General features: G+C 59.2%; 19 protein-coding genes and 2 tRNA genes. 14 read left to right on the top strand and 7 right to left on the bottom strand.

Annotation, left to right across the window (positions count from 1 at the left end; translation table 11 throughout):
* Positions 1–9: 9 nt before the first annotated feature.
* From FPL22_RS02600 to FPL22_RS02580, 5 genes are all read left to right on the top strand, one after another.
* Positions 10–918 carry a manganese/iron ABC transporter ATP-binding protein gene (locus FPL22_RS02600; protein ID WP_144228557.1) on the top strand — a complete coding sequence of 303 codons (909 nt, stop codon included), beginning with the start codon at positions 10–12 and terminating at the stop codon, positions 916–918.
* Positions 919–921: 3 nt separating this feature from the next.
* Positions 922–1791, top strand: a complete 870-nt coding sequence (locus FPL22_RS02595; protein ID WP_144228556.1) for a metal ABC transporter permease — start codon at positions 922–924, stop codon at positions 1789–1791.
* A complete protein-coding gene (locus tag FPL22_RS02590; RefSeq protein ID WP_144228555.1) occupies positions 1788–2621 on the top strand; it encodes a metal ABC transporter permease in 834 nt (277 codons plus the stop codon). The genes FPL22_RS02595 and FPL22_RS02590 overlap by 4 nt, the downstream gene beginning before the upstream one ends.
* Positions 2622–2685: 64 nt before the next feature.
* Complete coding sequence (locus FPL22_RS02585) at positions 2686–4380, top strand: ABC transporter permease (RefSeq protein WP_144228554.1); 1695 nt, start codon at positions 2686–2688, stop codon at positions 4378–4380.
* Between the two features lie 25 nt (positions 4381–4405).
* The gene (locus FPL22_RS02580) at positions 4406–5284 is read left to right on the top strand and encodes an EamA family transporter (RefSeq protein WP_144228553.1); all 879 of its coding nucleotides are present in this window, start codon (positions 4406–4408) and stop codon (positions 5282–5284) included.
* Between the two features lie 37 nt (positions 5285–5321).
* Here the strand turns inward: FPL22_RS02580 and FPL22_RS02575 are convergent, their stop codons facing one another.
* From FPL22_RS02575 to trpD, 3 genes are read right to left on the bottom strand one after another with little or no spacing between them, the layout of a single operon-like run.
* The gene (locus FPL22_RS02575) at positions 5322–6713 is read right to left on the bottom strand and encodes a tetratricopeptide repeat protein (RefSeq protein WP_144228552.1); all 1392 of its coding nucleotides are present in this window, start codon (positions 6711–6713) and stop codon (positions 5322–5324) included.
* Between the two features lie 56 nt (positions 6714–6769).
* The gene (gene glmM, locus FPL22_RS02570; protein WP_144228551.1) at positions 6770–8092 is read right to left on the bottom strand and encodes a phosphoglucosamine mutase; all 1323 of its coding nucleotides are present in this window, start codon (positions 8090–8092) and stop codon (positions 6770–6772) included.
* Entirely contained in the window at positions 8089–9135 is a 1047-nt protein-coding gene (trpD, locus tag FPL22_RS02565; protein ID WP_144228550.1) for an anthranilate phosphoribosyltransferase, read from the bottom strand. Before trpD ends, glmM begins: the two co-directional genes overlap by 4 nt.
* A 98-nt stretch (positions 9136–9233) precedes the next feature.
* Here trpD and FPL22_RS02560 point away from each other — a divergent pair, with 98 nt between their 5' ends.
* From FPL22_RS02560 to rpe, 7 genes are all read left to right on the top strand, one after another.
* On the top strand, positions 9234–10244 hold the full coding sequence (locus tag FPL22_RS02560) for an undecaprenyl-diphosphate phosphatase (protein WP_162525164.1): 1011 nt from the start codon (positions 9234–9236) through the stop codon (positions 10242–10244).
* 135 nt (positions 10245–10379) lie between these two features.
* On the top strand, positions 10380–10559 hold the full coding sequence (gene rpmF / locus FPL22_RS02555) for a 50S ribosomal protein L32 (RefSeq protein ID WP_144228548.1): 180 nt from the start codon (positions 10380–10382) through the stop codon (positions 10557–10559).
* Positions 10560–10601: 42 nt separating this feature from the next.
* Positions 10602–11690: a phosphate acyltransferase PlsX gene (plsX, locus tag FPL22_RS02550; RefSeq protein ID WP_144228547.1), complete on the top strand. Its 1089-nt coding sequence runs from the start codon at positions 10602–10604 to the stop codon at positions 11688–11690.
* A 49-nt stretch (positions 11691–11739) separates the two neighbouring features.
* Complete coding sequence (locus tag FPL22_RS02545) at positions 11740–12729, top strand: beta-ketoacyl-ACP synthase III (RefSeq protein WP_144228546.1); 990 nt, start codon at positions 11740–11742, stop codon at positions 12727–12729.
* Positions 12730–12739: 10 nt separating this feature from the next.
* The gene (bamD, locus tag FPL22_RS02540) at positions 12740–13792 is read left to right on the top strand and encodes an outer membrane protein assembly factor BamD (protein WP_144228545.1); all 1053 of its coding nucleotides are present in this window, start codon (positions 12740–12742) and stop codon (positions 13790–13792) included.
* Positions 13793–13831: 39 nt separating this feature from the next.
* A complete protein-coding gene (lptE, locus tag FPL22_RS02535; protein ID WP_144228544.1) occupies positions 13832–14341 on the top strand; it encodes an LPS assembly lipoprotein LptE in 510 nt (169 codons plus the stop codon).
* A gap of 135 nt (positions 14342–14476) precedes the next feature.
* Complete coding sequence (rpe, locus tag FPL22_RS02530; protein WP_144228543.1) at positions 14477–15133, top strand: ribulose-phosphate 3-epimerase; 657 nt, start codon at positions 14477–14479, stop codon at positions 15131–15133.
* Between the two features lie 73 nt (positions 15134–15206).
* Here the strand turns inward: rpe and FPL22_RS02525 are convergent.
* From FPL22_RS02525 to yajC, 4 genes are all read right to left on the bottom strand, one after another.
* Positions 15207–15282, bottom strand: a tRNA-Phe gene (locus FPL22_RS02525).
* Positions 15283–15356: 74 nt separating this feature from the next.
* Positions 15357–17009, bottom strand: a complete 1653-nt coding sequence (gene recJ, locus FPL22_RS02520; protein ID WP_238991292.1) for a single-stranded-DNA-specific exonuclease RecJ — start codon at positions 17007–17009, stop codon at positions 15357–15359.
* Between the two features lie 84 nt (positions 17010–17093).
* Complete coding sequence (gene secD / locus FPL22_RS02515; RefSeq protein WP_144228541.1) at positions 17094–19664, bottom strand: protein translocase subunit SecD; 2571 nt, start codon at positions 19662–19664, stop codon at positions 17094–17096.
* A gap of 199 nt (positions 19665–19863) precedes the next feature.
* The gene (gene yajC, locus FPL22_RS02510; protein ID WP_144228540.1) at positions 19864–20181 is read right to left on the bottom strand and encodes a preprotein translocase subunit YajC; all 318 of its coding nucleotides are present in this window, start codon (positions 20179–20181) and stop codon (positions 19864–19866) included.
* Between the two features lie 103 nt (positions 20182–20284).
* Here yajC and speA point away from each other — a divergent pair, with 103 nt between their 5' ends.
* Together speA and FPL22_RS02500 are read left to right on the top strand one after the other, a co-directional pair.
* Positions 20285–22237, top strand: coding sequence for a biosynthetic arginine decarboxylase (speA, locus tag FPL22_RS02505; protein WP_144228539.1), 1953 nt, complete (start codon positions 20285–20287; stop codon positions 22235–22237).
* Between the two features lie 113 nt (positions 22238–22350).
* A tRNA-Met gene (locus FPL22_RS02500) sits at positions 22351–22425 on the top strand.
* Positions 22426–22495 lie beyond the last annotated feature (70 nt).

Genomic DNA, 22495 nt, shown 5'->3' with positions numbered 1-22495 from the left:
CGCATTCCAATGATCACACCCGACGCCATCGAATCGCTCACGCTCGAAGCGATCAACGTGGCCGTGACTTATCCCAACGGCCACACCGCGCTTCGCGACGCCAGCTTCCGTCTCTCCGGCGGCACCATTTGCGCGCTGGTCGGCGTCAATGGCTCCGGCAAGTCCACGTTGTTCAAATCCCTCATGGGTTTCGTCACACCTTCGCAAGGCCGCGTTGAAATCAACGGACGCCCCGTGCGCGAAGCCCAAAAACAAAGCTGGGTCGCCTACGTTCCTCAAGCCGAGGAAGTCGACTGGTCGTTCCCCGTGAGCGTGCATGACGTCGTCATGATGGGCCGCTATGGATACATGAATTTCCTGCGCATGCCCAAACCCGCCGACCGCACCGCCGTCGAGGAAAGCCTGCGCCGCGTCGGCATGTGGGACTTTCGTGACCGCCAGATCGGCGAACTTTCCGGTGGACAAAAAAAACGTGTCTTCGTCGCTCGCGCCCTCGCCCAACGCGGCCGCGTCATCCTCCTGGACGAACCCTTCACCGGCGTGGACGTCAAAACCGAGGAAGCCATCATCACGCTCTTACGCGAACTTCGTGCCGAGGGCCGGCTCATCCTCGTATCGACTCATAATCTCGGGTCCGTCCCGGAGTTCTGCGATCAAGTCGTGTTGATCAACCGCACGGTGCTGGCCTATGGCCCGACCGATACGGTGTTCACCGCCGAGAATCTGTCGCAAGCTTTCGGTGGTGCGCTGCGTCACTTCGACCTCGATCGCTCCACGGTCAACGATCACGACGGCCGTCAGGTCACCGTGCTCACCGATGACGAACGCCCCCTGGTTCTTGGCAAAAAAGGCCACCTCGAATACCGTGATCGAACGGGCCGCGAGAATCTCATCGACGAACGCGAAAAGGAATCCTGAGCAATGCAGACCTGGCTCATTCCCTTCCAATACGATTACATGGTGACGGCGTTGTGGACGTGCACGCTAATCGGCGGCGTCTGCGGACTGCTCTCAGGTTTCATCACGCTCAAAGGCTGGTCTCTCATGGGCGACGCACTCTCACACGCAGTCGTTCCGGGCGTCGCCATCGCCTACCTTGCCGGCGTGCCTTTTGCCCTCGGTGCGTTCACCAGCGGACTCCTCGCCGCCGGCGCGATGGCCTTCGTAAAAATGAAAACCCCCGTTCGTGAAGACTCCGTGATCGGCATCGTGTTCACCTCGTTTTTTGCGCTCGGCCTGCTGCTCATCTCGCTCAACCCGATGCGCGTCGACCTCAAGAGCATCATCTTCGGAAACATCCTAGGTATCGCACCGGGCGACGTGCTCCAAGTCGTGATCGTCGCCGTGATCTGCCTCGTGATCATTGCGCTCAAATGGCGCGATTTACTTCTCTTCTGCTTCGATCCGAATCAAGCGCGTGCCCTCGGCCTGCGAGTCGGGTTTCTCCACGTTCTCTTACTCCTTCTGCTGTCCGCGACCGCCGTCGCTGCGCTGCAAGCGGTCGGTGCGATTCTCGTCATTGCCGTGCTCGTCACGCCCGGCGCCACCGCCTACCTGCTCACCGACCGCTTTGGTGTGATGCTTCTGCTCGGCTCGGGTATCGGTGCGGTCACGTCCTTCGTCGGCGCCTACGCCAGCTACTTCCTGAATGGTGAAACCGGCGGATGCATCGTCACGCTGCAAACCCTCGTCTTTCTCACTGCACTCGTGTTCGCACCCAAGCACGGCCTGCTCGCCGCGCGTCGTGCCCGCAAACAAACCTGTCTCGCGAACGGAGTGATGCCGTCATGATCGATACGCTGCTCGAGCCGTTTCACTACAACTTCATGCTGCAAGCCTTCGCCATTGGCGCGTTGGTCGCAACGGTCGGCGCGGTGTTGTCCTGCTTTCTCGTGTTGCGCGGCTGGTCGCTGATGGGCGACGCGATTTCACATGCCGTGCTGCCGGGTATCGTGCTCGCTTACATCGCCGGCATTCCTCTCGCCATCGGCGCGTTTGCCAGCGGCCTTTTTTGCGCGGTTTCCACCGGCTGGGTAAAAAACAACAGCCGTATCAAAGAAGATACCGTCATGGGCGTGATTTTCACCGGCATGTTTGCGGTCGGCCTCGTGCTGTATTCCAAGACGCCGAGCGATCTGCATCTCGATCACATCCTCTTCGGCAACATTCTCGGCATCACCCGGGATCAGATTTGGGAAACAAGCATCCTTTCCGGCATCGTGCTCGCGACCGTGCTCGTTTTGCGCCGGGACCTGCTGCTCGTCTGTTTTGATCCCACGCATGCCCGCGTGCTTGGTCTGCGCGTGCGCGCCCTCACCTATCTGCTTTTGATTCTTCTCTCACTGGCGATCGTCGCGGCAATGAAGGCCGTCGGCCTCGTGCTTGTGATCGCCATGCTGATCACTCCCGGCGCAACCGCCTTGCTGATAACCAAACGGTTTGACCGTATGCTGATTCTGGCGACGTCGATTGCCGTGGGATCAGCGCTCACCGGCATCTATGTCAGTTTCTTTGCAGATGGCTCGCCCGCCGCCTGCATCGTGCTCGTTCAGGCCCTGGTTTTTGTAATTACCCTGATCACGCGTGGAATTCGGGCCCCGCACGTATCCGTCGCCAAGTAACAAACAGGTTCTGCGGCAATTCCCCCTTGCGGACGTGCGTGCGAGGTGAACACACTTCGCGCCGATGTCGCAGTCGTTTGCCCGTATCGTGTTTGCGTTCACGGCGGTTTTTTTCGCCGCGTTCTTCCTTTGGCCCATCTTTCAGATCCTCAAAGGCGGTTTCATCGACGCCGACGGCAAGGTCACTCTCGAATACGTAGCCGCGCTCCTTTCAGACCCCATCTATCTGGGCGGCATCGGCAACTCTTTCCTGCTGGCCTGCGCGACCACGACGATGACGTTTCTCATCGCGCTGCCGCTGGCGTTTATCAGCGATCGTTTTCGGTTTCCCGGCAAAGGCCTGCTCAGCTCCGTCGTGCTGATCCCGATGATCCTGCCGCCGTTCGTCGGCGCCATCGGCATCAAACAAATCTTCGGTCAATACGGCGCGCTGAACGCGTTGCTCATCGACATCGGCCTGCGCCCCGAGGGCTGGACCCACGACTGGTTCGCCGCGAGTCCGTTCTGGGGCATCGCCTTGGTCAACGCACTCTCGCTCTATCCAATCATTTATCTGAACTCCGTCGCCGCGCTCGCCAACGTCGATCCCGCGATGGAAGAAGCCGCGCAAAACCTCGGTTGCACCGGCTTCCGTCGCTTCTTCAAAATCACCCTGCCGCTCATTAAATCCGGCCTCTTCGCCGGCGGCACGATTGTCTTCATCTGGGCGTTCACCGAGCTCGGCGTGCCGCTCATCTTCGATTATCCGCGCGTCATCGCCGTGCAGATTTTCTACGGCTTGAAGGACATCAGCGGAAACCCCGCGCCCTACGCCCTGGTCGCCATCATGCTCGCCAGCACCACGCTGCTCTACGCGATCGGCAAGGGTTTGTTCGGACGCCAGAATCACGCCATGATGGCCAAGGCAACCAGCTCCGGCGGCCCGCGGGACTTGCCCCGCCTGCAAGCCTGGCTGTGCACCGCGGCCTTCGCCGGCGTGACGTTTATCGCCGTCCTGCCGCACATCGGCGTGATCCTCGTAGCATTCTCCAGCGACTGGTATGCGAGCGTGCTGCCAAAGAACTTCACGCTGCAAAACTTCGAACTCGCCCTCGGTCACAACCTGACCGTCTCGGCCATCGCAAACTCCCTCAAGTTCGCCAGCATCTCCACACTCGTTGATGTCGTTCTCGGCATCGCCATCGCCTATGTCGTGGTGCGCTCGAAGATTCCCGGCCGCCAGGTTCTCGATTTTCTCGCGATGATGCCGCTCGCCGTTCCCGGTCTCGTGCTCGCGTTTGGTTATCTCGCCATGAGCCAAGAGGGAAAGCTGTTCGCCTTCCTCAATCCGATCAAAGACCCGACGATCCTGCTGATCATCGCCTATTCGGTCCGACGCCTGCCCTATGTCGTGCGCTCCGCCTCCGCCGGCTTCCAGCAGACCAGCGAAACACTCGAGGAAGCCGCACAGAATCTCGGCTGCCCGCCCTTGAAATCAGTCTTCAAGATCACGCTTCCACTTATCGCCGCGAATCTCATCGCAGGCGGCCTGCTGGCCTTTGCCTTCGCGATGCTTGAAGTCAGCGACTCGCTGATTCTCGCGCAAAAACAGGCGTTCTACCCGATCACCAAGGCCATCCTCGAGCTCTTCCAGTTGCTCGGTGACGGCAAGTTCATCGCCAGTGCACTGGGCGTATGGGCGATGGTTTTCCTCGGTGTGACCATTGTCGGCATGAGCTTGATTCTCGGCAAGAAACTGGGCGCCATCTTCCGCGTTTAAATCCGTTCCCCACGCACCGACGCCGATGGTCCTGCTTTTGCTAGTCTCGCTGCTTTGGGCGTTTTCACCCGGGTTGATCAAACACTTCCTCGGCGACCTGCCCTCCCCTGCGGTGGCCACGGTGCGACTGGGCCTGACATTTCTCATATTTGCTCCGCTGCTGAATCCCCGTGGAATCGCCCGCAGCACCGCCGCCTGGCTCGCCGGTATCGGGGCGATCCAGTTCGGCATGATGTATCTGCTCTACCTGCAGGCATTCCAATTCCTGCAAGGCCACGAGGTCTACCTGTTCACCATCTTCACGCCGATCTATGTGGTGCTGCTCGATGCCGCGCTCACCAAACAAATCGGCGTGCGCCACATGCTGGCCGCCGTGCTCTCCGTCGCCGGTGCCGGTGTCGTGATCCAACGAAGCGCCGGCACCGCCAACGTCATGATCGGCTTCCTCCTCGTTCAAGGTGCCAACCTGTGTTTCGCCGCCGGCCAGATCGCCTATAAAAAGACCCGGCCGGCATTGGCGCACATCACGGATCAGGTGCTGTTCGCGTGGCTCGCACTCGGCGGCTTTATCACCACGGCGTTGGTGGCCATTCCCTCACTCGGATTTTCCTTCGCCCGATTTTCACCGACACCGCTGCAATGGCTGGTGCTCGCATTCCTTGGCTTGATCGCCAGCGGCGCCGGCTTCTTCGTCTGGAACCGCGGACTCACTCAAGTCAACGCAGGCACGCTGGCCGCGCTCAACAACGCCAAAATCCCTCTCGGCGTGCTGGTCAGTCTGCTCGTCTTCCACGAACCCGCGCACTTGGAGCGGCTTTTAACCGGCCTCGCATTGCTCATCGTCGCGGTGTTGCTCGCGGAGTGGAAACCACGATCAGCGGCCACAAAAAAGGCGGACCGATAAATCGGCCCGCCTGACGCTAAACGGCTGAACTCGTCGCTCAGCTCGAGTAAAACGCGTTGATCTTGTCGGCGACATCGCGGAAGCCGATGTCTTCGCTGTAAATGATCTTATACTCGTTGATGGCCTCTTCCTTCTTGCCCATGCCTTCGTAGCAGGAAGCGAGCTCGTAGATGACATCCTTCTTTTGATCATCCATGCCTTGGAGTTCACTCTTGGCGGTCTGGAACTGAGCCACGGCAAGGTCGAACATCTTGCGGGCCTTGAGTGAGCGGCCCATGCCGGTGATCGCTTGCACGCGCACCTTGGGACTCTTTTGCGCCTGCTGATAGTTGGCGATGGCGTTCTGATAATCACCGGCCTCGAAATAGAGATTTCCGAGTGTGTAACGGGCGGCGTAATCATTGGGATAACGCTCGACGTAATCCTTGGCCTCGACGAGCTGCGTGGCGGCAAACTCGGACTTCGCCTTGATCAAGCCTTGCTTGAATTCCGCGTTCTCTGGAGCCAACGCGGATTGCGTCTCCAAATCTTTGATACGTTTTTCAAGAATCGCCGTCTTCAGTTCGCTCTCCTGCTTGCCGAGCGAGGTATCACCGGCGCCAGCGGGAAGTTCACGCGCCTTGCGCACATAAACCAGCGCCTGCTCCAGGTTGCCCAACTTCTTGTAACCTTCCGCCGCGCTGCGGTAGTGGTTGAGGCTGTCCGGCTGCGACTGAATGCGAACGAGTGCCTCGTCGATGAGCTTCTGCGTCATCTCGTCGGAGGTGACGATCTTCGCGGACTGCTCCAGCATTGTGGAGGCGGCTTCGTCCTTGAGCTTATCGCGGAAGGAGCCCTTGTCCTCCCAGTTGCCCTTCTCGGTCGTCTGGGCAATGGCGGATTTGCGCATCAGCGCGAGTGCGTCGCCATCCTGCGGCTTGAGCTTGAGCAACTCATCAGCGGCGCGCAGGGCATCCTTCGGACGCTTGGCCAAAAGACAGGCTTCACCAAAATTCAACAGGGCTTCGCGATCGGTCGGGTGCAGCTCGTGAATCGCCTCCCAAGCGAACGCCACCGTGTCCGGCATATCGAGACCGTGGGCGGCCTCGGCGAGGAGCTTGAGCGCAGGCACGCTGGTCGGATCAGCCGAGAGCATCTTCTCGGCATTTTCGAGCGCCTTGGATGGATCTTTTTTGCCGCCACCAAACATAAAGCCGGCCTGCGTGACGGAGCCAAACGCCTTGGCGAACAATTTGTTCTTGGTTCCAAGCTGGCGCAGCTGGGCAACACGTTGCAAACGACGCACCGGCAGACAGCCGGGGGCGGCCTTCAAAACTTGGGTGGTGACATCCAGCACATAATCGAGATTGCCGCGCTGCAGCGCGATCTGGGAATTCTCGATCTGTTTCTGAACGCGAGGGTCTAGCGATGAAACGGGGATTTCTGGCATAAGGGGATGAATTAACGAATTCACCGACACCCCATGGGTCAACGCTAGATTGCCTTTCAAATCACCTGCAAATCAGCGCGGGCCGCTTGCTCCAATCGCATCAAGCCCGCCGTCACCACATCGTCGGACGGACCTTCCACCAAAAGACGCAATTTTGGCTCGGTTCCAGAGAAGCGCACGAGAACACGGCCTTCGGAGCCGAGATCGGATTCCAACGCTGAAATCGCCGCTGAAAGAGTCGCGCAAGTCGTCAGCTCACGCTTGTCACGGACCTTGAGATTCCGCGTCCCTTGCGGAAACTTTTTCATTCCGGTGCGAAGTGCCGACAACGGGCGTCCCGTCGCCAGCATGACCTCGATCACTTTGAGGGCTGCCACTAACCCGTCACCCGTGGGCGATGTATCCGCACAAATGATATGCCCGCTGGATTCGCCGCCCAGCGTCGCTCCATCCGCGAGCATGCGTTCAATCACATAACGGTCACCCACCGAGGTGCGCACCACGCGTCCGCCGGCGGCGTTGATTGCGGAGTCCACCCCGAGGTTGCTCTGCACCGTAATCACGAGTGTCGAGGCGGCCAGCGTGCCTTTTTCCAGAGCGTGCAATCCCAGCAGGGTCAACACTTCATCTCCATCCAACACGGAGCCGTTTTCGTCGCACAAAATACAGCGATCACCATCGCCGTCATGCGCGATGCCTAAACGTGCGCCGGCGGTGAGAACTTTTTCGGCCAGTTTCTCGGGATGTTCGCTGCCCACACCTTCGTTAATATTCCGTCCGTCCGGTTGGTCGCCGATACCAATCACTTCGGCGCCCAAGGCACGCAACACCGCGGGACTCGTGGAGGTCGTAGCGCCGTGCGCTGTATCCAAAATAATACGCCAGCCAGCCAACGAGCCGGCCGGCAATACGCCGCGCGCAACGTCGATGTAGTCGGCCACGCCATCGATTTCCGGCACGGTTAACACCGGCGCGGCGGCTGCATCCGGCAGCAAAGACTCGATGCGAACCTCATCCTCATCGGTCAGTTTGATACCAGAGCCTGCAAAAAATTTAATGCCGTTATCCGAGGCCGGATTGTGCGAAGCCGTGATGACCACGCCCAAGGCCGCGCCGGATGTCCGCACCGCGCGAGCCACCGCCGGCGTGGGCAATACACCGAGCGAAACCGGCTCCATTCCTGCCGCGACGAGACCGGCGGCCACCGCCTTCATCAACGCTTCACCCGAGCCGCGCGTATCGCGCCCGATGAGCACACGACCGCGCCCGCCCGCCCAGCGGCCCGCAGCTTCCGCCAGGCGTGCGGCAAACGCTTCGTTCACCACATGACCGCCATAAGGACCGCGCACCCCGTCGGTGCCGAAATAGTTACGCTTCATTTTTGGAAAAACTCACGGGTTGCGGCGATCTTCGCCTTCACCGCACCACCCACCAATAATTCGCGGGCCTGCTCCACGCCTTCAGCCACCGATCCAGTCCGTCCCGTAATCCAGAGTCCGAGCGCGGCATTCAGTGAAATTGTATCGACCAATCCTTGCGGCGCCCGGCCTTCGATCAATGCGTCCACAATACCCATGTTCATGGCGAGATCCCCGCCCTGCAAATCAGAGAAAGCCGATTGCTTCAGCCCGAAATCAGCCGCCCTCCACTCCCCCGCAGTCGACCGCAGACGGCCAAAGCCGCGCACGTGATTCACGGTCGCCGTAGTGATTTCATCGATACCGCGGCCGTCATTAAGGATGCCATGGCCGGCCAGTCCGGCGCTGGTCCCCAACAGTTGAAATACATCCGCGAGCTTCTCAACCATGGGCTCGGGGAACACGCCGAAAAGCATGAACGCCGGGCGCCCAGGATTAAGCAGAGGCCCGAAAATATTAAAAATCGTGCGACGTCCCTGCGCGGCCAGCTGCTTGCGAACCGGACCGATGTGCTTGAACGACGGATGATAAGCCGGAGCAAAAAAGAACGCGTAGCCGAGTTGATCCAGTGCTCCGCGGATTTTTTCCGGACGTGCTTCCAAATCGAAGCCGAGAGCGGCAAGCAAATCGGCGCTGCCGCACTTCGAAGTGAATCCGCGATTGCCATGCTTCATGACCTTCACGCCTGCCGACGCCAGAGTCAGCGTGACCAGACTGGAAATATTAAAACCATCCGTGCGATCACCGCCGGTGCCGACCACATCGATGGCGTCGGCCGACCATTGCCCCACGCCCGGATCCACTGCACGTTCACGAAACACGCGGGCAAACGCTGCGATTTCGCCGGCGGTCTCACCCTTGTCGGAAAACGCGGAAAGAAACGCCGCTTTTTGCGGATCAGCTATCTCGGGCGATGTCAGGGCATCGGCCGCCGGAGCGATTTGGGCTTCAGTCAGATCCTGACCTTCGGCCAGCTGGCGGGTAAGTTCTACAAGTGCAGACATGTGGGGCAGCATGGAATCGAAAAACCTCCGCGCGAGGGAAGCATAAACTCGACAGGCCCCGCCCGTTCTGGGAGCAAACGACCGTGCGTCGTATTTTTTTGATCCTCAGTTTCAGCCTCGCGGCGGCCCTCTCCGCATCCGCGCAAACTCCACCTTCGACCGCGCAGTCCGAAACCGCGCTCATTGGCGGTGAACCACTAAAAGAGCTCAGCACACGAGATGCGATTATTCTAGGCGTGATCGAAGGCGTCACGGAATTTTTGCCCATTTCTTCCACCGGACACCTGATCATTGCAGGCCATGCGCTCGGCCTCGAAAGCGAAGAACCGCTCCGTGATTCAGCCGGTCAGCCGATCTGGTATAAGGAGCCCTCGAAAAAATACCCCGAAGGTATTCCTCTCACGCAAAAACTCGCCGTCGATACTTACACGGTCGTCATTCAAGCCGGTGCCATCATCGCGGTCGTGCTTATTTATTGGGGGCGACTCACCGGCATCTTGCGCGGATTAATGGGCCAAAACACGCCCGGCCTGCGCTTGCTCCGCAACATCATCATTGCCTGCGTGCCGGCGGTCGCGCTTGGGCTTACATTCGGGAAACTGATCGACGATTATCTTTTTTCCATCGAAGCCGTGATCGTCGCCCTGATCAGCGGCGCCGTGTTGATGTTTGCCGCCGAACGCTGGCGCAAACAACGGCCGAGCACAGCGACGTCGAAACTCGATCCTGCCGACCTCACGGTTCAACAGTCGCTCGGCATCGGTCTCATGCAGTGTCTTGCGCTTTGGCCGGGCACAAGCCGTTCGATGGTCACCATGGTCGGCGGCTACTTTGCCGGTCTTTCCCCCGCGCGCTCGGCCGAATTCAGTTTTCTCGTCGGCCTGCCCATTCTGACGGGGGCCGCGCTCTTAAAAGGTTACAAGGCGGGACCGGCTATGATTTCCGTGCTCGGCGTTCCCTCGGTGCTGCTCGGCAGCTTCGTCGCCGCCCTCTCGGCCGCGATTGCCGTAAAGTTTCTGGTCAGCTACCTCGCGAGAAATGGACTGGGCATCTTCGCCGTTTACCGCCTCGTGCTCGCGGCGCTGTTGGCTGCGTGGTTTTTCGGTTGAATAAAATTAAAACACTCGGCGTCACCCCCGAGATGGCACTTGACGACGTAAAGCGCCGCCCTCTACTTTCATCCTTTATCACTTATTACAGACCTGTTCACACGAACGTCACCCACCCTTTAAACTACACCGACCATGGCTAATCCGAAACGCAAGCAGTCCAAACGCCGTAGCGCCAACCGCCGCGCAGCCAACGCCTTCAAAGCTCCCGAAATCGCCCGTGACCCGACCGATGGCACCGCCTTCCGTCCTCACCACGTGAACCCCACCAACGGCACCTATCGCGGTCGCCAGGTGGTCAACGTCGAGGTCTAATCCTCGCGGCACCATCGCTTTGAGTCATCACCATCCCTCGCGATGGTCACCTCTTCCGGCCTGACCGGGCGTATCGCGGTTGACGCGATGGGAGGCGATTTGGGCCCACCCGAAGTGGTGGCTGCAGTCGCCCTCGCCCTATCGGAATTCCCTGAGTTAAACCCCATCACTCTCGTGGGTGATGAGGCTGTGCTCAAACCGCTGCTCGCGCAGCACGGCCTCGACGGGCACTCCTCGTTGAGGCTTTTTCATGCTTCCGAGGTGATCACCATGGAGGACAAGCCCCTTCCGTCGCTGAAGCGAAAGAAGGATGCCTCCATGTTTCGGGCCATTGAGCTCGTTAAGTCCGGAGAAGCCTCCGCCGTCGTGAGTTGCGGCAATACCGGTGCCCTCATGGCCGGTGGAACCATCAAGTTGCGCACACTCGCAGGAATCGATCGCCCCGCACTGGCCGCGATCATTCCACGCGAAAACGGCCACTTCATTCTCATCGATGCCGGCGCCAATCCTGAGGCCGAAGCCGAGCATCTCGCGCACAATGCGCTTTTGGGCTCCCACTACGCCCGTGTTGTTCTGGGCATCGCCAATCCTCGCGTGGGCCTGCTTACCATCGGCACCGAAGAAGGCAAGGGCAACGCCCTGATCAGCGCCACCAATGTTCACCTCAAGAGCCTGGGTGATCTTATCAACTACGTCGGACCGACCGAAGGATTCCAAGTGTTCACCGATCACTGCGACGTCGCCGTATGTGATGGTTTTGTCGGCAATCTGTTGCTGAAGAGCTGGGAGTCGCTGGCTCATTTTTTCTCGGCCACACTTAAATCCGAATTAAAGGCCAACCCGCTGCGGATGGGTGGAGCGATTTTGTCACAAGGCGCCTTCAAAGCCCTCAAGAAGCGCATGAACCCCGAGGTTTACGGTGGTGCGCCGTTGCTTGGCCTGCGCGGCAACGTCCTCAAGGCCCACGGCTCCAGCAGCCGTCACGCGATCAAGAACGCGATCCGCGCCGCCAACAAAATCATCAAGGCCGACATGCTTCACCTCATTGAGGCCGATGCCGCCGTCGCCAACACGATTATCCGCCCGCAGCAAATCGCGACCACACCGCCACTCGAAAGCCCCGCCACCTGAGACCAAACGCGCCGAGCCTTCCGGCGAGCGCTTTTTGACCGACCAATCCATGGGTTCCCCCATTATCGCCATACTCGGCACCGGCTCTTACGCCCCCGAAAAAATCCTGACAAACGCCGACCTATCCAAAATCGTGGATACGTCGGACGAGTGGATCTTCTCCCGCACCGGTATTCGCGAGCGTCGCATCGCCGCTGACAACGAAACCACCTCGATGATGGCTGCCGCCGCGGGACGCGCCGCGCTCCTTGATGCCGGTCTCACCGCCGCTGATATCGATCTGATCATCGTCGCCACGGTAACGCCCGACATGCCGATGCCGGCCACCGCCTGCTTCGTGCAAAACCATCTCGGAGTCTCCGCCCACTCCGCCTGCTTCGATCTCAACGCTGCGTGCTCGGGGTTTCTTTATGCGATGGATACCGCCTGGGCCATGCTCAGCTCCGGCCGCTACAAGAATGCCCTCGTGATCGGTGCGGAAAAACTCTCCAAGGTTCTCGACTGGAAAGATCGCACCACCTGCGTGCTCTTTGGCGATGGCGCCGGCGCTGTCGTCTTGGGAACTTCCCGCGGAACCGCGCAGATTCTCGGCACGAAACTCTACGCCGAAGGTGCTCACGCCCGGCTCCTGTGCATCCCTGATGGCGGCAGCAACCCCGCCGAGACCGTCACCGATCCCCTGCGCACTCCGGGCACCATCACTATGAAAGGGCGCGAGATCTTCAAAATCGCCGTGCGCGAGATGGAAGAGGCCGCCCGGGAAATCTTGGACCAACACCAGATTTCCGCCACCGAGATTGCCTGTGTCATTCCGCATCAGGCCAACCTTCGCATCATCGACGCACTCGCCCAATACCTCGAACTGCCCTCGGATCGCTTTTTCTTGAATCTCGAGCGCTACGGCAACACGTCCGCCGCCTCCATTCCCCTCGCTCTCGATGAGGCTCGACGCTCCGGTCGCATCAAATCCGGCGACACCACGCTGTTCGTCGCATTCGGGGCGGGCTTGACCTATGGGTCCGCACTGGTTCGCTGGTAACTCTTTCGACATGCTCAATTTCATCGCCCGCGCCCTGCCTCGTATCGCTATTCTTGGTCTCGCGTCGGCGATTCTCGCGAGCACCGCGCTCCATGCCGATCTCGTGTGGACTCCGGCCACGGGCTGGAAGGCTGAAGGCGGCATGCTCTCCGGGTTGATCGTCGAGGAAGGCCGCAACGCCCTGGATTCGATGAACAAGGCGCGTGCCGACGAAGAAAACGGCAAGCGCACCTCGGCAATGAAACTTTACGAGTCCATCGCCAAAAAATACCCGAATTCCATCTACGCCCCCGAGGCCTTTTACCGCGCCGCCCGCCTGCGCATGGAGCGACGCCAATATTCCAAGTCGTTCAACGAGTTTCAGAACGTCGTCACTCGCTATCCCAACTCCCCTCACTTCAACGCCATTATCGGCGATCAATACCGCATCGCCAATGCGCTCGTTGAGGGCAAACGCCCGCGTTATTTCGGCATCATCCCGGGCTTCAAAAACCGTTCCCGCGGTATCGAATACTTCGAGAAGATCCTCGAGACCGCGCCTTACAGCGACTACGCGCCGATCACACTGATGAGCATCGCCCGCGGCCACCAAAAGCTCGATCAACCCGACGAGGCCATCGATGCGCTTGACCGCATGATCAACAACTACCCGCAAAGCCTGCTCGCACCCGACGCCTATTTCAAACTGGCCGAGACCCATGCGTCCCTCGTGCAAGGCCCCTACTACGATCAAGCCTCCACCCGCCAGGCCATCACCTACTTCGAGGATTTTCTCATCCTTTTCCCCACCGACGTCAATGTGCCCGCCGTGGACAAAGGCTTGGTCGATGTCCGCACGACTTTCTCCGAAAGCAAAATCAAGATCGGCGATTTCTACTTCTACAAACGCGACAATTATAAGGCTGCCCGCGTGTTTTATAACGAAGCCATCACCGCCTACCCGGACTCCGCCACGGCCGTCGATGCCCGCAAGCGCCTCGCCGAGGTCGATGCCGCCGAGAAAAAAGCCAAGACCCCCGACGTCCCCCGCAGCAAGCCCAAGCGCTCGTTCTGGTTGTTCTGATACCACCTCACCCCATCGCACTTCGGTGCGCCCCCATTCATGCGCGCTTCCTTTTTTCTCTGCCTCGCCGGCCTCCTCTTTTTCACCGGCTGTGCCAACTACCGTCTCGGCACGGGTGGCCAGGTTTCCTTCCGCACGCTTTACGTCGCACCTGTGGTCAATGAGACCAATGCACCGCAAACCGTCGCCATTGTCAGCACCCAGATCCGCGAGGCTTTCTTGCACGATTCTCGCGTTATTCTCGTAAACACTGCCGAGGAAGCCGACGCCACGCTGACGGTCCATCTCGTCAAATACGGCCGTGAAATTCAAACCCGCGAGACCCGTGATACCGGCCTAGCCCGTAAATTCGACGTCACCCTCAGCGCCAAGGCAACCTTGCGCGACAACCGCGACAACAAGCCCATCTTCACTGATCGCGCCATCGACGCCACCCGCCAAATCTTCACCGATGGCGGTCAGCAGCTTCAGGCTGAGTATCAGAATATCCCGCTCCTTGCCGAAAGCCTGGCAAAGAACGTTCGCAGCGCTACGCTCGACATCTGGTAATCCAGCCATCGCGCCTGTCTCAGCAACAGGCGCGAACCGAAGTGGCAGGCATCGCCTCGCAGCCAGTTCGGTTTCGAAACAAGTATCCGCGAATTCAGCTTCACATCGCACGGCCTCCGGCCTGATTCTAAGCGCGTGAAGCACGCCTCCGTCCTCGCCCCTTCAATCCTAGCCGGCGACCATGCCCGCCTTGCGGACAGCGCCCAGATCGTCGAGTCCCTCGGCATTAACTGGATCCACCTCGACATCATGGACGGGCATTTCGTGCCCAACCTCTCCTTCGGCCCGCAAACGGTGGCCGCCCTCCGGAAAGGCGCTTCTTTGTTCTTCGATACGCACCTGATGCTCGACGAACCACACCGCTACATCGAAGCCTTCGCCAAAGCCGGCTCCAACCTCATCAGTATTCACATCGAGCCTGCTTACGATCACGCCGCCACCCTCGCCCGCATCCGGTCACTCGGTTGCCAGAATGGCATCGTGTTGAACCCCGGCACGCCCGCCGAAGCCATCGAGCCGTTTCTCGATCAAGTGGATCTCGTTCTGGTAATGACCGTGCAACCGGGTTTTGGCGGACAACCCTTCCGCCGCGATATGTTGCCAAAGATTGCCCAGATTGATCGTTGGCGTCAGGAACGCGGACTCACCTTCCGCCTCGAAGTCGATGGTGGCGTAGATCTCGTGACCGGCTTGGAATGCCGCACGGCGGGAGCCGATACCTTCGTGGCGGGCACCTCTTTCTTTGGCGCTGCGGACAAAGCCTCCGTGGCCCGCACCATTGGCAGTTGGTAACGCAATCCCAGCCAAGTAGATCTAAGGGCACAAAAAAGCCGCGCTTCGTTTTGAAGCGCGGCTTTTTTGAGAGTGGTGGCAAAACTCGGAATTGAACCGAGGACACGCGCATTTTCAGTGCGCTGCTCTACCAACTGAGCTATTTTGCCATAACCGAAGGGTCAGAGAAAAAGGGACGTATGAGTGGCGTCAATGGGAATCTCCTGACTTTTCCGCGATAAATTTATTCGCTTACCCGCCAATCCACCAGCTCCAGCTGCAAGAGCTTGCGGTCGTTGAAGTGGTTCCACGCCAGTTCCACTGCAAAGTCGAGCGGCACGCCCGTCGGAGGCAGGCGCGTGGCCATCTTCCAAGCCACGCCAAACAGTCGGCGACCACGCGAATCATCGAAATTAAACCGGAAGTGCGCCTGCTTAAAAACATCCGGCCGCGAACGCAGCACGACGCCGCGCACACCAAAAATAGGCTCAGGGTTTCCCTGTCCGAACGGCTGCAGCGATTCCAGATCATCCATCAGCTGCTCGTTGATCTGATCCGGCGTCAGCCAGGCGGACAACGTCAGGATCGGATCGATCAAATCACCGCCGGCCGCCGTGCGCACCGCGTCGGCAAACCGGGCACGGAATGTCTCCAGGTGGACTTTTTCCAGCGACACGCCGACCGCCATCGGATGTCCACCCCAGCTCGTGAGCTGTTCGCAGCATGAACCGAGCACTTCGACCAAATTCACGCCGTTGATACTGCGGCCCGAGCCCTTCGCGAATTCACCTTCGTTGCCGAGAACGACGCACGGGCGATTGTATTTACGGGTTACACGTCCGGCCACGATTCCAACGACGCCGGGGTGCCAGTTTTCGCCAAAGAGCACGATGCCCGGCCAGTCGGCAAAATCGCGCTCAATCATCTTCTCGGCCTCTTCCGTGATATGTCGCTCGATCTCCTGTCGTTCGCGATTGAATACATCGAGCTGCTGGGCGGTCTCGTTGCAGAACTGTTCATCGTCGCTAAGCATCAGTTCGACGGACAACGCCGCATCAGCCAGGCGCCCGCTCGCATTGATGCGAGGCCCTAGACGGAAAGAAATATCCACGGGATTCACCCCGTGATCAGGCTTCACTCCCGCGATCTGCATGAGTGCGCGCACACCGGGACGTTCGCATCCTTGAAGGATACGCAGACCGTAACGTGCAAGAATACGATTCTCACCGGTCAGCGGCACAAGATCCGCCACCGTGCCCATCGCCGCGAGATCGAGATAGTCACGCAGTTTGATGCTGTGAGCCACCGGATGGTTTTCAGCACGCAGTAATTTCAACAAACCATGCGCGAGTTTAAAAACCAACCCGACCGTGCAGAGGTTATGCCAGGCTTCGTCGCCCGCACGGCCATGCACATGCGGATTGATGAGCAGTCCCTGATCAAGCGGTTTCTCTTTGGATCGATGGTGATCGACCACCATGACCTCGATTCCTTGCGAAACGAGATAGGCCACTTCGTCATGCGAATTTGTGCCGCAATCGAGCGCTATGAAGAGCTGTGGCTTCCCCTGCTCCAAGGCGCGGTCAATGGCGCTGCGCGACAGACCATAACCATCCTCCATGCGACGCGGCACCACAAAGCGCGGCTTCGACCCGAAGCGACGCAGAATGCTGACAAGGAGAGCGGTGCTGCTTACACCGTCCACATCGTAGTCACCGAGCACGACGATGTCTTCGCCCGCGTCGATGGCCTTGCGCAAGCGCGCGGCCCCCGCCTCTACATTATGCAGAAGAAAGGGGTCGTTGAGCTCGGCCAGGGCAGGACGAAGAAAACTCGCGGCGGCTGCGGGCTCACCGAGGCCGTTGCGAAGCAACAGCTCGGCAAGCACAGGGCTCACCCCCGCGGTCCGGCTCAAGTTCCCGACCTCTTCGGCCGGGAACGGCTTATAGGTCCAAAGCATCGGCGGTTCAGTCTCGCAGGATCACTGCGAAGCCTTGCTGCCGGCGTCCCACTCGTAGGTGGGCTTCACATCATGGCTCTTCTCGACATGGCGACGGTCGCCCTTGTGCCACCAGTAGAAAACCGGACTGGCGATGTAGAGAGACGAGAAGGTGCCGGTGATGACACCGATGATCAGCGTAATCGCCAGGTCGCGCACTTCGCCGCCGGCAACCGTCGCCAGCACCACAGCCGTGAGGAAGGTCGTGCCACCCGTGATCAGGGTGCGGGAGAGCGTGAGGTTGAGCGAACGGTTGATCACATTCTTCAGCGAAGCCGACGGGTTGAGCGTAAGTTCTTCACGGATACGATCGAATACCACGATCGTGTCATTGATCGAGTAACCCACGATGAGCAGGATCGCCGCGACCATGGAGGCGTTAAACTGGCCTCCGAGCATCACGAAAATACCGATGGTGAGCACGACGTCGTGCAGCGTGGAAACCACCGCGCCAATGCCGTAGCCCATCTCGAAACGGAAAGCCACGTAGACGAGGATAAGAACCAGCGACCAGAAAATCGCCCACAAGGCATTGGATTTGATTTCGTCGCCCACGGACGGACCGATGCGCGCTTCGCTCACCAGCGTGAATCCGGCGTCGGGATGCGCAGCTTGAAGAGCCTGCACGAACGGCTTGGCCTGGTCGAACGTGGTCGTCAGTCGAAGCACCTCGGTGTCACCACCAATCTGTTTCGTGTAGGAAAGGCTGAGATCCTCGATGCCTTGGGCGGCGGCGGTTTTGCGCACCTCCGAAAGCGGGATGGCTTTCTCAAACGCGAGCGTGACTTGATCGCCTCCCGTGAAATCGATGCCGTAGATGTCCTTGCCTTTGAAGGCGACCACCGCGACGCCGGTCAACACGATCAGCCATGATACGATGAAGGCGCCGCGTGCATACTTAAGGAAGTCATAGTTGGTGTTCTCCAAAATGGAGACCATGCGCATGCGCTTGATGTAACCGCCGTGAATGGACCAATCGAGGAAGAGGCGGCTGATGACCAGCGCCGCAAACATCGTGGAGAAGATACCGATTGCGAGTGTCACGCCGAAGCCCTTCACCGGGCCGGTGCCCAGCACGATCATGATCGCGGCGGTGATCAGCGTGGTCAAATTACCATCGAGAATGGCGGAGAACGCCTTCTCGAAACCGGCCTCAAGCGCGGACGGCAGGGATTTCCCGAGCTTCAACTCTTCGCGCATACGCTCGAAGATAAGAATATTCGAGTCCACCGACATACCGATGGTGAGCACGATGCCGGCGATGCCGGGCATGCTCAACGTGGCGCCGATGCTGGCCATCACACCGAGAATGATCACGACGTTGAGGATCATCGCAATGACCGCGAGGAAGCCGCCGGAAGTGTAGAAAATAATGATGAACGCAGCGGTGAGCGCCGTGCCGATGATGAACGCGAGCTTGCCGCTCGAAACCGCGTCGGCCGCCAGGGAGGGACCGACCTCGTATTGCTCCTTGATCTGCAAGGGTAGGTCGAGGGGGTTGTTCAACACGTTGGCCAGTTCGAAGGCTTCGCGCTGAGAGAAGCTGCCGGAAATCTCGGCGGAACCACCGGCAATCTCCTTCTCGACACCGGGGGCCGAGTAGAGCTTGCCGTCGAGCACGATAGCCAGACGTGCGCGGGCATTGGCGCTGCCGGTCTGCTGCTGCAGCTGCTGGGAATAACCGGCGATCTCACGGGTGACCTCGGCGAAACGCTTGGAGCCGGCGTCGTCAAAACGAAGATTGATCTTAAAGCGACCGAACTCGTCCATGACCGGATAAGCGCCGGAGATACCTTCACCCGTCATCGCGGGCAGGCGCTTCACATACACTTCTTCGGATGAAACCTGACCACGAATGTCCTGCTCGAGCGTGAGCACTTCGTAGCCGGACGGAGTCTCGCCCAGCATGGCGGGCGTTCCGAACGGATACACCAGACGGAAATCAAGACGCGCGGGCTTCTGCACGCTGGCGACGATCTCCGGATTATCCTTGGTGTTGACGCCGGGGAGCTGCACTTCGATGCGGTTCGCACCGACCGCGCGAATGATCGGCTCGGCGACGCCAAGGCCATTGATACGGTCACCAATGATCTCGATGGCTTTCGACAACTTTTCCTTGCGCTCCGCATCACCGATATTGGCGGTGGCCGGTGTGTCGGAGGCTTCCAAGGTGAAAGCGACGCCGCCCTTCAAATCGAGACCGAGCTGCAGGCGCCCCTTGGACTTGGCGAGCAAGTGATCAAGGAGGATGGCGTTGCGCTTCTCGACGTTGCCCAACGAGGATTCGAGGGGGAACTGGGGGAAGTATTGGCTGAGATCGATCTTCCGTTCTTTGGCGATGGCTTTGAGCGCGACGAAAACGCTGGGAGCCTGCTTGGAAACAACGCGATCGGACGACTCTTTGATGAGCGCCGCGAACTCTGCCGACTTGGCCTCGGACTTGGATTTCGCAAACTCAGCGAAAGGCTGGTCTTGGATTGGAAGCAGGGACGACAGGGCCCAGAGGACGACGGCCAGACTGAGCGTCAACTTCCAGAAGTTACGTTTGAACATGGTGGGTTTGGTTTAAAATAAAACGGGGTAATCCTGCTTCAAAAGCAGAGCGCCGGATCATCCGGCTGAAAAACACGAAAACCTCCGGACACCCTATAAGGTGCAGGGAGGCTGCTATTGATTAAGAAACTGCGTGGTCTGAAAACATCCCCAGGGACGGGATAAATCCCCCGCCGTGTGTTACGGCAGGGTTAAATTTTCAGCCGGCTTTCTTCACCAAAGCATGGATGAAAGCCTTGCCGACTTCGATCTTAGTGCCTTCGGCGATGCGGATGACATAACGGTCGTCCTTCTTGTTGGTGATCTCGCCATAGATGCCGCCACCGGTGATGACTTCGTCGCCCGTAGAGAGGGATTCAAGCATCTTGGCGTGCTCCTTCTGCTTCTTGCGCTGGGGGGCGATCATCAGGAAATACATCGCGGCAAACATCAGCACCAGGAAGATAATCTGCCCCATGCCACCGCTGGGACCGGACTGCTGGGCGAGAATAGGCGAGACAACTGAGGATAGGGACATGGTTGTGATTTCGTGTTGTGGTTTTTGAAAAATGAAACAGCTACATAACCGCTTACACCTTTACGAACGCAAGCCATAACCCAGTCCGTTCCCCCTCCCTCTTTTGAAAAGCAAATCCGCCTCATCCTGGTCTGTTTCACAGTCCGAAGAACTCTACGGTTTTAAGCGCTGGGGTTCCGGCCACTTCGGCGCCGGCGCCGATGGTTTCGTCAACGTCCAGCCCCTCGCCGACGGCCGCGAGATCCGCATCATGGATGTCGTGAACGAGTCCCTCGGCATGGGCCTGAAGGCTCCTCTCGTCATCCGCTTCCAGGACCTGTTGCGCCACCGCGTCACGCAGCTCAACGAGTGTTTCCGCAAAGCCATCAAGGAAGAGGGCTACGACGGCGAATACCGCGGCGTGTTTCCCATCAAGGTCAACCAGCTCCGCGAGGTCGTCGATGAGATCGTCGAGGCCGGCAAGGAGTTCGGCTACGGTCTCGAGGCGGGCTCGAAACCCGAGCTCATGATCGCACTCGCGATGCACGAAGGCACCGAGCGTCTCATCATCTGCAACGGTTACAAGGACCACGATTACATCCGTCTGGCCCTGCTCGGCCGCAAGATCGGCAAAAAGATCATCATCGTCGTCGAACAGCTCGCCGAGGTGGACGACATCATCGCCATCTCCGAAGAAGTCGGCGTGAAGCCCCTCATCGGTTTCCGCGCGAAACTCCAGACTCGCGGCGAAGGCAAATGGTCCTCCTCCACCGGTGACAACGCCAAGTTCGGCCTTAACACCGCCGAAATCCTTTTCGCCACCGAAAAGCTGCGCGCCGCCAAGCTCACCCAATGCGTGAAGCTCGTCCATTTCCACATCGGTTCGCAGGTGCCGAACATCATCACGATCAAGAACGCCGTGGTCGAAGCCACGCGCTTTTACTGCCAGCTTGTGAAGATGGGTTTCCCCATGGGTTTCCTCGACTGCGGCGGTGGCCTCGGCATCGATTACGACGGCTCGCGCACCAACTTCGAGTCATCGATGAACTACACGATGGCCGAATATGCCCGTGACGTCGTCGCCAACATCCGCGACATCTGCGTCGCCTCCAACGTCGCCGTGCCCGACATCATCACCGAGTCCGGCCGCGCCGTCGTCGCCCCCCACTCCATGCTCGTCGTCGAGGTCTTCGAACGCATCAACAAGCGCGAAACCCTCGGCGTCCAGCACCAGCCCAAGGTGAAGCACAAGGTCGTCACCGACCTCGAACTCCTCCTCAAAAACAAGGCCAAGCTCGGCAAACTCGAACGTTTTCACGACGCCATTCAGAAAAAAGAAGAGTCCTTCTCGCTCTTCAATCTCGGCTACCTAGACCTCGAGAATCGGGCCGCCGCCGAGTCGCTTTACTGGCAGGTCTGCGAACAGATCGCCAAGGAGATCCGCGACTCCGGCTACGTCCCCGAGGAATTGCAGGATCTCAACGCACTCCTGGCCGATCAATACGTCTGCAACTTCTCGGTCTTCCAGTCCCTCCTCGATCACTGGGCGCTCAAGCAGCTCTTCCCGATCACTCCGCTGCACCGCCTGGCCGAGAAACCGTCGGTTAATGCCATCTTGGTCGACATCACCTGCGATTCCGACGGCAAGATCAGCACGTTCATCGACCTGCAGGATACCAAGGACCACCTGCCGCTCCACCCGCTGAACAACAAGCCCTACTACCTCGGCGTCTTCCTCACCGGCGCCTACCAGGACATCATGGGCGACCTCCACAATCTCTTCGGCCGCGTGAACGAAGTGCACGTGTTCCTCGAGCCCGACGAACCCAACGGTTTTTACATCGAGGAAGCCCTCGCCGGCAGCCGCGTTTCCGACGTCATCGATGGTGTGCAATACCAATGGGAAGAACTGTGCCGCAAGATGAAGGCCCAGATCGATGCCGCCACCAAGAAGGACCTCGTCAAACCCCGCGAGGGCGTGCGCCTGGTTGAGTTCTACGAGGAGCAGATGCGGTCCAAAACCTACCTCAACATCGAGCGGACGCCCAAGAAAAAGCCCGCCCGTAAAAAGGCCTGAGCCTTCCCGCCGACGGCTGCTTTAACTTGAGGGCCGCATAAACCGCTGAATTCAGTCCGCTCGGGCACTTGACAATTCCCGAGCGGACATTTTCCCTCCGACCCTTCGATTTCGCCAGAGTAGCTCAGTGGTAGAGCAGAGGACTCATAAGCCTTTGGTCGCCGGTTCAATCCCGGCCTCTGGCACCACTTTCAGCCAAAATCCGCGCACGGTCGCACAATTCCACAAGGCGCGGATTTTAACGGTTTAATCAAACCG

This window comes from Rariglobus hedericola, assembly GCF_007559335.1.
GTDB lineage: Bacteria > Verrucomicrobiota > Verrucomicrobiia > Opitutales > Opitutaceae > Rariglobus > Rariglobus hedericola.
Note: the sequence above shows the minus strand (reverse complement) of the source record. Positions and strands in the feature narration are given on the sequence as shown.